General features: G+C 61.5%; 13 protein-coding genes. All 13 read left to right on the top strand.

The features are described from left to right. Positions 1-71 precede the first annotated feature (71 nt). The 13 genes from AC2FNL_RS00850 (at position 72) to AC2FNL_RS00910 (ending at position 13049) form a co-directional block, all read left to right on the top strand. Complete coding sequence (locus AC2FNL_RS00850) at positions 72-1283, top strand: ABC transporter substrate-binding protein (protein ID WP_496831738.1); 1212 nt, start codon at positions 72-74, stop codon at positions 1281-1283. A 112-nt stretch (positions 1284-1395) separates the two neighbouring features. Beyond that, positions 1396-2373: a carbohydrate ABC transporter permease gene (locus AC2FNL_RS00855; protein ID WP_496831740.1), complete on the top strand. Its 978-nt coding sequence runs from the start codon at positions 1396-1398 to the stop codon at positions 2371-2373. A 1-nt stretch (position 2374) separates the two neighbouring features. Next, complete coding sequence (locus AC2FNL_RS00860) at positions 2375-3529, top strand: carbohydrate ABC transporter permease (protein ID WP_496831742.1); 1155 nt, start codon at positions 2375-2377, stop codon at positions 3527-3529. 130 nt (positions 3530-3659) lie between these two features. Beyond that, positions 3660-4190 (top strand): ester cyclase, encoded by a 531-nt coding sequence (locus tag AC2FNL_RS00865; RefSeq protein ID WP_093965117.1) that lies wholly within the window; start codon positions 3660-3662, stop codon positions 4188-4190. 11 nt (positions 4191-4201) lie between these two features. Then, complete coding sequence (gene hisD, locus AC2FNL_RS00870) at positions 4202-5530, top strand: histidinol dehydrogenase (RefSeq protein WP_496831745.1); 1329 nt, start codon at positions 4202-4204, stop codon at positions 5528-5530. Continuing rightward, a complete protein-coding gene (locus AC2FNL_RS00875) occupies positions 5527-6579 on the top strand; it encodes an ester cyclase (RefSeq protein ID WP_496831747.1) in 1053 nt (350 codons plus the stop codon). The genes hisD and AC2FNL_RS00875 overlap by 4 nt, the downstream gene beginning before the upstream one ends. After that, a complete protein-coding gene (locus AC2FNL_RS00880) occupies positions 6579-7343 on the top strand; it encodes an SDR family NAD(P)-dependent oxidoreductase (RefSeq protein WP_170421906.1) in 765 nt (254 codons plus the stop codon). Before AC2FNL_RS00875 ends, AC2FNL_RS00880 begins: the two co-directional genes overlap by 1 nt. Further along, positions 7328-8386, top strand: coding sequence for a LacI family DNA-binding transcriptional regulator (locus tag AC2FNL_RS00885; protein WP_254436633.1), 1059 nt, complete (start codon positions 7328-7330; stop codon positions 8384-8386). Before AC2FNL_RS00880 ends, AC2FNL_RS00885 begins: the two co-directional genes overlap by 16 nt. Next, complete coding sequence (locus AC2FNL_RS00890; RefSeq protein WP_496831750.1) at positions 8383-9372, top strand: nuclear transport factor 2 family protein; 990 nt, start codon at positions 8383-8385, stop codon at positions 9370-9372. The genes AC2FNL_RS00885 and AC2FNL_RS00890 overlap by 4 nt, the downstream gene beginning before the upstream one ends. A gap of 179 nt (positions 9373-9551) precedes the next feature. Further along, positions 9552-10520, top strand: a complete 969-nt coding sequence (locus tag AC2FNL_RS00895) for a cupin domain-containing protein (RefSeq protein WP_496831752.1) — start codon at positions 9552-9554, stop codon at positions 10518-10520. 17 nt (positions 10521-10537) lie between these two features. Then, positions 10538-11665: a cobalamin-independent methionine synthase II family protein gene (locus AC2FNL_RS00900; protein WP_496831754.1), complete on the top strand. Its 1128-nt coding sequence runs from the start codon at positions 10538-10540 to the stop codon at positions 11663-11665. After that, positions 11662-12357, top strand: a complete 696-nt coding sequence (locus tag AC2FNL_RS00905; RefSeq protein WP_496831756.1) for an alpha/beta fold hydrolase — start codon at positions 11662-11664, stop codon at positions 12355-12357. Before AC2FNL_RS00900 ends, AC2FNL_RS00905 begins: the two co-directional genes overlap by 4 nt. After that, a complete protein-coding gene (locus AC2FNL_RS00910; protein WP_496831758.1) occupies positions 12354-13049 on the top strand; it encodes an RraA family protein in 696 nt (231 codons plus the stop codon). Before AC2FNL_RS00905 ends, AC2FNL_RS00910 begins: the two co-directional genes overlap by 4 nt. Positions 13050-13329: the final 280 nt, after the last annotated feature.

Genomic DNA, 13329 nt, shown 5'->3' on the forward strand with positions numbered 1-13329 from the left:
AACCAAAGCCCGAAAGGGCCAACCAACGGTCCGGACGTCGACGACGGACCGATCCTGACAGGGAGAAACGCATGAAACTCAAGACAATTCTGATGGCAGGCGCCATGACCATGGTGACCAGCACTGCATGGGCGGCGTGTTCGTTCGAGAACACCGTTCCGCTCAAATCACTGTCCGCCGGGTTCGAGGCCTGGAAGGCCGTCACCGACGCGATGGCCGAGTGCGGCAATTTCAGCGCATCGCTGGATCAGGAGTTCCGCGAGAAGCAGCCCGAAGCCTTTGCGGCCGATCCGGCTCTGTACCAGATCGGCGGCGTGTCGAACGCAACGCTGGTGCCGTTGCTGAACGCGGGCACCATTCGTCCGCTGGATGATCTGGTCGCAAAATACGGTCAGGATCTGCTGCCGAACCAACTGATCAAGGTAGACGGGCAAACCATGGCGATCGCCATGATGGTGAACGCCCAGCACCTGATGTACCGCAGCGACGTTCTGGCCGATCTGGGGATCGAAGAGCCCAAGACCTATGACGATGTTCTGGCCGCTGCAGCCAAGATCAAAGAGGCCGGCGTCATGGATTACCCCATCGGCGGCACCTTCAAAACTGGCTGGAACCTGGGTCAGGAATTCGTGAACATGTACCTGGGCGAAGGCGGTGAGTTCTTTGCTGACGGCAACATGCCTGCAATCAACAACGATCAGGGCGTGAAGGCTCTGGAGACGCTCAAGGCCATGACCGAATACATGGACCCCGAGTATCTGGTGTCTGATTCCACATACGTTCAGCAGCAGTTCCAACAGGGCAAGATCGCCATGGCCAACCTGTGGGCCAGCCGCGCTGCCGCAATGAACGATGAGGCCGAAAGCCAGGTCGTCGGCAAGGTCGTCATGGCCGCCGCTCCGATGGGCTCGGCCGCTCCGGCAACCACGATCTGGTGGGACGGCATCGTTCTTGCCTCGAACATGAGTGACGAAGAGGCCGATGCCGCGTTCCGCGTGGCGCTGGAAGGCATGGATGCAGAAATGGTCGAGGCCAACAACAACGCCGCTGTCTGGCTGAACCCGGCCTACAAGCCCGGTGATCTGGCCGCAGGTGCAGCCGCTTCGGCAGAAGCCGGCGCCAAAGCCTATCCCGCATCTGGCCCGATGGGGATCATGCACACTGCGCTTGGCAATGGCCTGGCCGATTACCTGACCGGCGCCAAAGACGCACAGACCACGCTGGCAGACATCGAGGCGGACTATCTGACCGCCGCGAAAGAGGCCGGACTGGTCAACAACTGATCCTGCCGCGGGAGGGCCTCGACCCTCCCGCACCCAATCCAACGAGAACCATGAGAAAGGCAGAGCCATGAATTTCCGGACATTTGCCGCCTTTGTCGGCCCCTCTGTCTTTATGATGCTTCTCTTTATCGCTTTCCCGCTGGTCAGCGTGTTCAAGCAGAGTTTCTACGTCACCCAGCCCATCTATGAGACGGTCGAGGTCGAGACCTGCACGCCGGGCTTCCTGACCCAGACCTGCGTGACCGAGGAAAAGTCCATTCCGAGGCTGGACGAAGAGGGCGAGATCATCACGCAGACCCAGTTTGTCGGGCTGGAAAGCTATCGCAACGTGCTGGAGCCTGAACGCGCCTGGCGCGCGATCAGCGAAGGCAGCTGGAGCGTGCTGTCCACAATCAATTTCTGGAAGGCGCTGCGCTTTACGTTGACCTTCACCTTGATCACTCTGCCCTTGGTGATCGGTACCGGGCTGCTGATCGCCATCGTGATCAACAATGCGGCGTCGGCCATACGTGGTCCGGTGATCTTTGTGTCGCTCCTGCCCTTCATCATCACGCCGGTCATCGGCGCCCTGTCGATCAACTGGCTATTTCGCGGCGACGGCATCCTGACGGCCATGCTGGAATGGTGGCTGAACCGCGACATCGCGTTGTTCGCGCAGGCCTGGACAATCGAGTTGCTGATGATGCTGTACCGCGTCTGGCACGTCGCACCCTTTGCCGCGATCGTGTTCTACGCCGGTCTTCAGACCGTAAACCAGGACAGCCTTGAAAGCGCAGTGATCGACGGCGCAAGCCGCTGGCAGCGCCTGAAATACATCGTCATCCCGCACCTGATGCCGCTGATCATCTTCGTGTCGATGATCCATCTGATGGACTCCTACCGGGTGTTCGAAGAAATCGTCGGCTTCTCGAGCCAGGGCTACGTGATCTCGCTGCAATGGCTGACCTATGACTTCCTTGTACCGGATCAGGCGGGCAACCGTTCGATCAGCCGGGCCTCGGCCAGCGCCATGCTGACCATGGTCGGAATCGTCATCCTTCTCATCGCACCGCTGCGCCGGACATGGCGCGACCACAAAGGAGGTCACTGATATGTCCTCGCGCGCCCTTCGCCAACCGCTCGGCCTGCGCCTGTCGTCGAACCTGTTTCTTGCGTTCTGGTGCCTTGTGGCGGCCTTCCCGATCTTCTGGATCGCGGTGATGAGCTTCAAATCACCCGTGGACGCATTCGACAGCAACGCGCTGAACGTGATCTTCGGTCCAGCGACTCTTGCGACCGGGGAAGGCCTTTCCATCCTCGACATCATCCTCGGCATTGTCACCATTTGGGTCGCGGTGATTGCGACGACCAAGACACTGCCCTCGATGGTCAGAACCTACACCAAGCCAGGTCAGTCCTGGTTCGGCTGGATCATCGGTGGTTTGGCTTTGGTGCTGGGTTTTCTCTTGGTGTTTTTCGTGATCCTGCCGGCAGTTCTGAACGTGCTGAACCCGCTGTTCGGCCCGCTGGGGCGGGACGTGGTTGGTCTGACGACCGAACACTACAAGACCGTCTGGATCGACCGCGGCTTTTCCAACAACTTCAAGAACTCGCTGATCGTTACCGCGGGCGTTGTGACCGTGTCGCTGACCGTGGGCACGCTGGCGGGCTATGGGCTGGCGCGGTCGGGCTCGACGCTGGCGTTCTGGATCCTGATCGTCGCGTTGGTGTTCCGCGCGCTGCCGCATTCGGTTCTGGTGGCGGGCTATCTGCCGGTCTTCATCAACTCGGCCGAATGGCTGCGCCCGATCCTGGGGGAAAACGCGCCCACGCTGTACGGCAAGCCCTTTGCCGTGATCGCGGTTCTGGTGGCGATCAACCAGCCCTTTACCATCTGGATGCTGCGGTCGTTCTTCCAGAACATCCCGGCCGAGTTGGACGAAGCCGCGCGCGTGGACGGCTGCAACCATTTCCAGGCCTTCCGTCGGGTGATCATGCCCGTGATGTGGCCGGGCGTCATCACCACCGGGCTGTTCAGCTTCCTGCTGGCCTACAACGATTTTCTGGTGACCTCGCTGCTGCTGGACGCGCAGAACCAGACCATGGTTCCGGCCATCGCCGGCATGTTCAACCGCGAAACCACCACCACCGACCAGGTCGTCGCCGTGGCCGCGGCCGTGTCGATCACCGCGCCGCTGTTCTTCCTGGTCATGATCTTCCAGCGCCAGATCGTCAGCGGCCTGACCGCCGGCGCGGTCAAGGGCTAATGAGCCGCCGGTTCCGCCATGACGCCCTGACGCGCCATCCGGCGCTGAACAGGTTGCCCAGGGATTTTCCCGGATTTGGGGGCATGTCCCCCCGATCCCCAATCCCTGACAATCTGACAAGGACAAGACGATGAAAGGTTCCCGACCTGAACAAGCGGTTCTGACCCGCGACACCGACCTGAACAAAACCGAAGACACGCGCCGCGTGATCGAAACCATGGTCGACGGCCTGAATGACCACCGCATCAACGACATTGGCGAGTTCTTCGCCGAAGGGTTCCGCTGGATGGGCAATCAGGGCTGCGGCACGAAGAACGGCCTGAAGGAGTTTCAGGACAACTGGCAGCGCCCCTTCCAGGCTGCGTTTTCCGACAAGGTCTGCATCGACGAGGCGCGGCTTTACATGGGCGAATGGGCCGCGGCCTTTGGCCGGCAGGAGGCGACCCATTCGGGCGAATTCCTGGGCATCCCGCCCACCGGCAAGCGGGTCGAGATCCGCTATATGGATTTCTGGAAAGTTGTCGACGGCAAGATCGTCGACAACTGGGTGAACGTCGATTTCGCCCATGTCGCCGCGCAGCTGGGCGTCGACCTGTTCCAGGGCCACGGCTGGGAAGCATATGACCGGGGCGAGAAAACTCCGCCCCGCCCCGACAACTGAGGATCAAGACAATGGCAATCGAGTATCTCAAACGCGGCAAGTCCGACGCAGACCGGGCCGAGGATGACGCCAAGACCCGCGCCGTGGTCGAGGCGACGCTGAAGGACATCGAAACCCGTGGCGACGCCGCGGTGCGCGAGCTGAGCGAGAAGTTCGACAACTATTCGCCCGCCTCGTTCCGCCTGTCCCAGGACGAGATCGACGACCTGATCGCTCAGCTGTCAGACCGCGAACTGGCCGACATCAAGTTCGCGCAGGAGCAGGTGATGAACTTTGCCCGCGCGCAACGCGCCTCGATGACCGATATCGAGGTCGAGACCCTGCCGGGCGTGATCTTGGGCCACAAGAACATCCCCGTGCAGTCGGTCGGGTGCTATGTGCCCGGCGGCAAGTTCCCGATGGTGGCCTCGGCCCACATGTCCGTGGCCACGGCCAGCGTTGCGGGTGTGCCGCGCATCATCGCCTGCACCCCTCCGTTTCAGGGCAAGCCGAATCCGGCGGTGATCGCCGCCATGCATCTGGGTGGCGCGCACGAGATCTATGTCATGGGCGGCATCCAGGCGATCGGCGCCATGGCGCTGGGTACCGAAACGATCGACCCGGTGCACATGCTGGTTGGTCCCGGCAACGCCTTCGTGGCCGAGGCCAAGCGCCAGCTGTTCGGCCGCGTCGGCATCGACCTGTTCGCCGGCCCGACCGAAACCATGGTGATCGCCGACGAAACCGTCGATGCCGAGCTCTGCGCCACCGACCTGCTGGGGCAGGCCGAACACGGCTACAACTCGCCCGCGGTTCTGGTCACCAATTCGCGCAAGCTGGCCGAGGAGACCCTGTCCGAGATTGATCGCCTGCTTGGCATCCTGCCGACGGCCGACACCGCGCGGGTCAGCTGGCAGGATTATGGCGAGGTGATCCTGTGCGACAGCTATGACGAGATGCTGCAGGTCGCCGACGAGATCGCCTCGGAGCATGTTCAGGTCATGACCGACCGCGATGATTGGTTTCTGGAAAACATGACCTGCTATGGCGCGCTGTTCTTGGGGCCGCGCACCAACGTATCGAACGGTGACAAGGTGATCGGCACCAACCACACGCTGCCCACCAAGAAGGCCGGGCGTTATACCGGCGGTTTGTGGGTGGGCAAATTCCTGAAGACCCACAGCTATCAGAAGATCCTGACCGACGAGGCGGCAACCCTGATCGGCGAGTACGGCTCGCGCCTGTGTCTGCTGGAAGGGTTCGTGGGCCATGCCGAACAATGTAACGTGCGGGTGCGCCGCTATGGCGGCATCAACGTGCCCTATGGCGCACCGGCCCCATACCGGGATGCCGCCGAATGAGTGACAGGCATACGCAGCACAAGGCGCTGATCGCGCCGCTTCGGGCGGGGATGTATGATTTCGACGAACCCGGCGTGCGGGCCGCGCTGGCGCAGGTGACCGCGCCCGACGCCCTGTTCCGCCTGTGCCACCCCTTCGGTGACAGCACCGGCAGCGAGGCGTTCTACGATCTGGCCTACAAGGGCCTGCTGGATGCCTGGCCGGACCTCGAGCGGCGCGACTATATCGTAATGGCCGGACCGGACGAGTTCGGCGCCGACTGGGTCGGCTGCGGTGGCTACTACACCGGCACTTTCACCGGTCCGTGGCTGGACATCCCGCCCACCGGCCATCAGGTCACCATGCGGTTTCACGAGTTCTACCGGTTCGAAAACGGCCGGATCGTCGAGATGCAGGCCCTGTGGGACATCCCCGAAGTGATGATGCAGGCCCGTGCCTGGCCGATGGCGCCCAGCCTGGGCCGCGAATGGCATGTGCCGGGCCCGGCCACGCAGGACGGTCTGGTGCCGGGGCCCTACGACGCCGACAAGGGCCGCGCCACCTGCCAGCACATCGTCGACATGCTGGAACATCTGAAAAAGCACCCTTCGCAGGGCGGGCCCGAGGTGATGGAGATGGAACGGTTCTGGCATCCGCGCATGAACTGGTACGGGCCTTCGGGCATCGGCACCGGGCGCGGCTATGCCGGGTTCCGCAACTGGCACCAGATCCCGTTCCTGAACGGGATGCCGGATCGCGGGCAATATGTCGACGACATCACCTATCATTTCTTCGGCGATGGCGACTATGCGGCAGTGACCGGCTGGCCCAACATGATCCAGACCGTCACCCATGACGGGTGGATGGGCATCGCGCCTTCGGGCAAGCGGATCACCATGCGCAGCCTCGATTTCTGGCGGCTGGAGAACGGGCGGATCCGCGAAAACTGGGTTCTGGTCGATCTTCTGGACGCCTATGCGCAGCTTGGCGTTGACGTCTTTGCCCGCCTGCGGGAATTCAACAAGGCCCGTAACCTGGGCCGCATTGAAACCCCGGATGGAATGAGCTGATGACCCAACTGCCCCGCACCCCTTCGTTCTCGCTGAGCGGCAAGACCGCATTGGTCACCGGCGCGTCTTCGGGCATCGGATTGGGATGCGCTGTTGCCTTGGCCGAGGCCGGGGCGCATGTGGTCTGCGCCGCGCGCGGGGCCGAGCGGCTGAACGAAGCGGTTTCCGCCCTGCAAGCGCAGGGTTGGTCGGCCGAGGGGCGGGTGCTGGATCAGGGCGACCTGACCGCGTTGCAGGCGCTGTTCGACGGGCGGGCCTTTGACGTGGTGGTGAACTCGGCCGGGACCGCGCGGCACGGGCCGGCGGTCGAAACCACGCCCGAGGATTTCAACGCTGTCATGAACGTCAACCTGCGCTCGGCCTATTTCCTGTCGGCCTATGCGGCCAAGGCGCTGATGGCAGCCGGGCGGCCCGGTTCGATCATCCACATTTCCAGCCAGATGGGCCATGTCGGCGGCATCGACCGGGCGCTGTACTGTGCGACCAAGCACGGGCTGGAAGGCATGGTCAAGGCGATGGCGATCGAATGGGGCAAGCAGGGCGTGCGCATCAACACGGTCTGCCCGACCTTCATCCGAACCCCGCTGACGCAATCGACCTTCGACAACCCCGAACGTGCGGCCTGGATCATGGACAAGATCAAGCTGAACCGCGTGGGCGAGGTCGAGGATATCATGGGCGCGGTTCTCTATCTTGCCTCCGACGCCTCGGGTCTGGTCACAGGCACGTCGATGCTGATCGACGGCGGATGGACGGCGGACTGATGGCGGACAAGGTCACATCGCTTCAGGTTGCGCAACTGGCCGGCGTCAGCCAGTCGGCGGTCAGCCGGGTGTTCACGCCCGGCGCTTCGGTCAGCAAGAAGACCGAGGAAAAGGTGCGCAAGGCGGCGGCCGAACTGGGCTATCGTCCCAACGTGCTGGCGCGGGCGATGGTGTCGGGCAAAAGCCGGATCATCGGCCTGGTTGTCGGCTACCTGGACAACTACTTCTATCCCGAGGCGTTGGAGAAACTGTCCAACCGCCTGCAGGAGCATGGCTATCACGTGTTGATCTTCATGGCCTCGCGCTCGGCCGGAAATATCGACGACGTGATGGAGGAAATCCTCGACTATCAGGTGGACGGGGTCATTCTGGCCTCGGTGCCGATGTCGTCGGACATCGCCACCCGCTGCCAGCAGGCGGGCGTTCCGGTGGTGCTGTTCAACCGCAGCCAGGATCTTGAGGGTATCACCACCGTGACCTCGGACAACTATGCCGGCGGTCGTAAGGTGGCCGAGTTCCTGCTGGCGGGCGGGCACCAACGCATCGCCTACATCGCGGGCTGGCAGGGTGCCTCGACCCAGCGCGACCGCGAGGCTGGTTTCCTTGCCGCACTGCGCGACGCCGGCAGCGATCTTTTTGCACATGGGATCGGCGAGTTTCACACCGAAAATGCCCGTGCGGCGGCCCGAACCATGTTCGACGTGGCACCGGAGCGCCGACCTGACGCGGTTTTCGTCGCCAACGATCATATGGCTTTGGCGGTCATGGATGTTCTGCGCTTTGAGCTGGGCCTGCGCATCCCCGAAGACGTGTCGGTCGTGGGGTATGACGATGTGCCCCCCGCCGGATGGCCCGCATACAATCTGACGACGATCCGGCAGCGGGCGAACCTGATGGTCGCGGAAACGGTTGCCGCGCTGCTTGATCACATCGAAGAACCCAAGACTTCTGAACCCCGCAAGGTGGCAATTGACGGACCGCTGATCGTACGAACCTCGGCCCGGTTGCCCAAGGGATGGAACCCAAAAAGGACGAACACATGAAGGGATTTGACCCCAAATTCCGGGATTTTCCCGACTATATCATCGGCATCACCAAGGAAATCTGGGAAGATCGCGGGATCGCGACGCTGCATGAATATTACAGCGACGACATCGTTGTCCGTTCACCGGGTTCGGTCGTACTGGGCAACCAAAACGTCATCGGCGCGACGATGGCGACCCTGACCGAGTTTCCCGACCGGCAGCTTCTGGGCGAAGACGTGATCTGGTCGGGCACGCCCGAAGAGGGGATGCTGAGTTCCCACCGCATCATCTCGACCGCCACGCACCTTGCCGAAGGTGTCTATGGCAAACCAACCGGAACCAAGCTGCGGTACCGGATTCTGGCCGATTGCCATGCGATCGACAATCAGATCAACGATGAATGGCTGATCCGCGATCAGGGGGCCATCGTGCGCCAGATGGGCTGGGACCCCAAGGAATACGCGGCCGACCTGATCGCTCGCGAGGGCGGGCCGGAAAACTGCGTGAAACCTCTGACGCCCGAGATCGACCAACCCGGCCCTTACAAGGGTCGAGGCAACGACAATGAATGGGGCCAGCGCTATGCCGATATTCTGACCCGGATCATGAAAGCCGACATGGGCGCGATCGGGGCTGAATACGACCGCGCGGTTCAGTCGGAATATGTCGGCGGGGTCACCGGACACGGTTGGGACTCGGTCGACCGGTTCTGGATGGGATTGCGAGCCAGCTTCCCCAATGCCGAGTTCCGCATCGAACACCAGATCGGCCGCGACGATCCCAATATGCCACCCCGTGCCGCACTGCGTTGGAGCCTGTGGGGCAAGCATGACGGATGGGGGGTGTTCGGAGCCCCCACCGGAGCGCAGGTCTATGTTCTGGGCATCAGCCATGCCGAATTCGGCGAACTGATCAGCGGCGAACCCAAGCTGCGCCGCGAATACACCCTGTTTGACGAAACCTCGGTCTGGAAGCAGATCCTTCTGCAGGGCGCAGAGGTCTGAATGCACGCTCCGGTCGAATATCGTGTTCTGGCGTGCGGCCTGCGCGAGACCGGTGCAAGCCGGCGCTTTCACCTATTCCGGCAAAGCCTTCGAGCGCGCCGCCTGAATTTGCGGCCTCCGGGAACGTGATCGAACATCTGCCGACCATTCCCTCAAACGCAAAATCCGGAACCAGAACCATGACACAATCAACCATCGCATCACGCATCGTCCGTTATGGAGAGCTCAAGCCGTGCAAGACGGCCTTCATCGATGCCCACACGCCGGGCAGCGATCAGAAAGAGAACTTTACCATCATCGGCGGCGGTGTTTCGGAGTCGCCAGATCAACATGTTCACATAACCGACAAGATCGGCTTCAATATCGGGGCCGCCGGCCAACCGCCCAAATGCCGCAACTCGCTGCACAGCCATACGACGGCCGAGGTCTTTTTTGTCGCCAAGGGCCGCTGGCGGTTTTTCTGGGGTCGCTATGGCACGGCGGGCGAGTTCATTGCCGAGGAAGGTGACATCTTCAACATTCCTACCGGCATTTTCCGCGGGTTCGAGAACGTGGGCGACGACTACGGGATGATCATGTCCATTCTGGGCGGCGACGATGCCGGCGGCGGCGTAACCTGGGCACCTCAGGTCATTGAAGACGCACGGGCGCACGGGTTGATGCTGGGTGACAACGGCGTGCTCTACGACAGCAAGAAAGGCCAGGACCTCCCGCATAACGTCCGGCCTATGCCCTTGCTGACCGAAGAGCAGCTGAAATCCTATCCCGAAGTGCCGGTCGAAGCCGTGATCGGCAAATACGTGGCCCGCTACTGGGACCTGATGGCGCTGGCGGCCGACAAACCCGCCAAGGTGATCGGTGAAAACGGTCTGATCAAGGACAAGCCCGGCTTTGAGGTCGACTTCCTGACCCGCGGCTCTGGTGTTCAAGACCCTACCAAATCGGCCAAGCCCGTCGTGCTGATGCCGGCAAGCGGCCATTGGCGGGTCACTGTCGAGGATGTCGAAACCACGATTTCGGGCGGGGATACGGTGCTGGTGCTGCCCGGCGAAGCCTATACCATCACTCCATCCATGACCGGTACGGCCGGGTTGTACCGCATCACCGCGACCGAAGATCCTGCTGGCGCAACCTGGACCGGCTACTGATCAAGAAAGGACCCCGCATGACAAAGATACTTACCACCCATGTGGGGTCTCTGCCCCGATCCCAGGAAGTTGTCGACTTCATCTTTACGCGCGAGCGGCACGAGCCCTATGACGCCGATGCGTTCGACAGTTGCATGACCAAGGCCGTGTCTGAAACGGTTCGGCGTCAGGTCGAGGCCGGTGTCGACATCGTCAGCGACGGAGAGACCTCAAAAATCTCGTACGCGACATACGTAAAGGACCGCTACACAGGCTTCTCAGGGGACAGTCCACGGAATGCCCCCGCGGACCTGAAGATGTTTCCCAGCTTTTTGCAACGTCTTGCCAACGAAGGGGGCACACCCCAATACGCCCGGCCGCAATGCACGGGCGACGTTCGCTCGAAAGGCCAGGACGAACTGAACAAGGATATCCGCAACCTCAAGCAGGCAATTGCTGAGCACGGGGTCGAACGTGGGTTCATGAACGCCGCCTCGCCTGGGGTGATTTCTCTGTTTCTGCAGAACGCCCACTACCGCAGCCGCGAGGCCTATCTGGCCGCACTCGCCGATGCGATGAAGCAGGAGTATGAAACGATCGTCGCAGCGGGACTGGATCTTCAGTTGGACTGCCCCGATCTGGCCCTTTCCCGGCACATGCTGTTCGCTGATCTTTCCGATGCCGAATTCATCGCGATCGCCGAGATGCATGTTGAAGCCCTGAACCATGCGCTGCAGAATGTCCCGCAAGATCGGGTCCGAGTGCATATCTGCTGGGGCAACTACGAAGGCCCGCATTGCTGCGACATTGCGATGGATCAGGTGTTCACGACCCTGATGGCGACCAAATCCCGCTATGTTCTGTTCGAAACGTCGAACCCGCGCCACGCCCATGAGTGGACCGTCTTCCGGGATCGCAAGAGCGAAATTCCGGACGACAAGATCCTTGTGCCCGGCGTCGTAGACACGACAACGAATTTCATCGAACACCCCGAGCTGGTGCGGCAACGCATCGAGAGGTTCACCAATATCGTGGGGCCGGATCGGGTCATCGCCGGGAGTGACTGTGGGTTTGGTACATTTGCCGGCTTCGGTGCGGTCGACCCCGACATCGCCTATGCCAAGCTGGCCTCCCTGGCCGAAGGTGCCAGATTGGCATCGGCATGACGCCCCTGGTTCTTCTTCCCGGAATGATGTGCGATGCCCGACTATTCGGGCCGCAAATCGAAGCCCTGTCCGGACAGTTGCCGCTGATGACCCACCCGCTGAGCGGCCAGGATAGCGTCGAGGCAATGGCTGCCGATGTACTGAGCTACGCACCGCCGGTATTTGCCCTTGCGGGCCTTTCCATGGGCGGGATCGTTGCTATGGAAGTACTGCGCCAGGCGCCAGCACGTGTTGAACGGCTGGCACTCCTGGACACCAACCTGCTGGCCGAAGCAGACGAGGTCAAAATCCGGCGCGGTCCGCAGATGGAGGCCGTGCGTCAAGGTGGATTGCGGCAGGTCATGCGTGACGAGTTGAAGCCGAACTATCTGGCCGATGGCCCTCGGCAGGGCGCAATTCTGGACCTGTGCATGGCCATGGCAACCGATCTGGGCCCCGAGGTCTTTCTTCGCCAGTCCATCGCACTCATGGGCCGCCCGGATCAAACGGACACCTTGTCCGCTTATCAAGGTCCAAGCCTCGTCCTATGCGGCGAGGATGACAGATTATGTCCGTTGGAGCGGCACGAACTGATGCACAAGCTTCTCGGAAACAGTACGCTGGAGGTCGTAATCGGTGCGGGGCACCTGCCCACCCTCGAGCGACCCCAGGAAACCACAGCGGCGTTGCGCCGTTGGTTGGAGGCTCCATGATACCGTCCCTACTTGCCTTGTTGCGCAAGGTCGACACACCCACAGTCTGCAATGCCATCGAAATGGCCCAAGGCAAGCGCGGGTTTGACCAATTCACGCGTGGCACGATGTTCTGTTCGGCCCCATCCGAGGGCGCAATCGTCGGGTTTGCCCGTACCGCCAAGATCGCTGCGGTGCAGCCGCCCTCCGAAGCGCCGGAAGTGATCAGGCAGCGGCGAATGGACTACTACAGATATATGGCCGAGGCCCCGGCCCCCTCAGTTGCAGTGGTTGAAGATGTCGATTTCCCCTCCTGCATCGGCGCCTATTGGGGCGAAATCAATACGTCTGTTCACAAGGGGTTCGGAATGACCGGCGCACTCACCAACGGGGTGATGCGGGACCTTGGTGACATGCCGCAAGGATTTCCGGTCATCGCCGGTTCTATTGGGCCCAGCCATGGTTTCGTTCACGTCCGAGAAATCGATACGCCTGTTTCGATCTTCGGCCTGACGGTCAATCCATCGGATCTCATCCATGCGGACCGGCATGGTGCTGTTGTTGTCCCTGCCGATCTGATTGATCAGCTCGAACACGCCATTCTGAAATTATTTGAAACCGAACGAATAATTCTGAATGCGGCTTCTGAACCCGGCTTCAATTTCGGGAAATTTGAAGTAGCTTGGGCCGCATTTGAAAAAGCGCGCGTGTAAGAGTGTACTTGGTCTGACCGATCACTGACGTGGCTCGGCAGTCCGTTGGTCTATCGTAGCCTGCGTCTTGGGAGATTCGATCGCGCATTTTGCGCGTGTCTTTCCTTTTGTTTGTCGGCGATGGTTGGGTTGGTGCAAAACGAGCGGTGGAAAACGAGCAAAGCCGCCTTTGGGCGGCTCGTTCGGTGTTTTGTTCGACTGTGTTGGTTGCGGGAGCAGGATTTGAACCTGCGACCTTCAGGTTATGAGCCTGACGAGCTACCGGGCTGCTCCATCCCGC

This window comes from Ruegeria sp. CRTD044, assembly GCF_059613485.1.

What these genes read in the sequence shown, in the direction of transcription:
- AC2FNL_RS00900 (WP_496831754.1), top strand. Translation starts at nt 10,538, where the DNA reads ATGACAAAGATACTTACCACCCATGTGGGGTCTCTGCCCCGATCCCAG.
- AC2FNL_RS00910 (WP_496831758.1), top strand. Translation starts at nt 12,354, where the DNA reads ATGATACCGTCCCTACTTGCCTTGTTGCGCAAGGTCGACACACCCACA.
- AC2FNL_RS00855 (WP_496831740.1), top strand. Translation starts at nt 1,396, where the DNA reads ATGATGCTTCTCTTTATCGCTTTCCCGCTGGTCAGCGTGTTCAAGCAG.
- hisD (WP_496831745.1), top strand. Translation starts at nt 4,202, where the DNA reads ATGGCAATCGAGTATCTCAAACGCGGCAAGTCCGACGCAGACCGGGCC.
- AC2FNL_RS00895 (WP_496831752.1), top strand. Translation starts at nt 9,552, where the DNA reads ATGACACAATCAACCATCGCATCACGCATCGTCCGTTATGGAGAGCTC.
- AC2FNL_RS00880 (WP_170421906.1), top strand. Translation starts at nt 6,579, where the DNA reads ATGACCCAACTGCCCCGCACCCCTTCGTTCTCGCTGAGCGGCAAGACC.
- AC2FNL_RS00905 (WP_496831756.1), top strand. Translation starts at nt 11,662, where the DNA reads ATGACGCCCCTGGTTCTTCTTCCCGGAATGATGTGCGATGCCCGACTA.
- AC2FNL_RS00890 (WP_496831750.1), top strand. Translation starts at nt 8,383, where the DNA reads ATGAAGGGATTTGACCCCAAATTCCGGGATTTTCCCGACTATATCATC.
- AC2FNL_RS00865 (WP_093965117.1), top strand. Translation starts at nt 3,660, where the DNA reads ATGAAAGGTTCCCGACCTGAACAAGCGGTTCTGACCCGCGACACCGAC.
- AC2FNL_RS00875 (WP_496831747.1), top strand. Translation starts at nt 5,527, where the DNA reads ATGAGTGACAGGCATACGCAGCACAAGGCGCTGATCGCGCCGCTTCGG.
- AC2FNL_RS00850 (WP_496831738.1), top strand. Translation starts at nt 72, where the DNA reads ATGAAACTCAAGACAATTCTGATGGCAGGCGCCATGACCATGGTGACC.
- AC2FNL_RS00885 (WP_254436633.1), top strand. Translation starts at nt 7,328, where the DNA reads ATGGACGGCGGACTGATGGCGGACAAGGTCACATCGCTTCAGGTTGCG.
- AC2FNL_RS00860 (WP_496831742.1), top strand. Translation starts at nt 2,375, where the DNA reads ATGTCCTCGCGCGCCCTTCGCCAACCGCTCGGCCTGCGCCTGTCGTCG.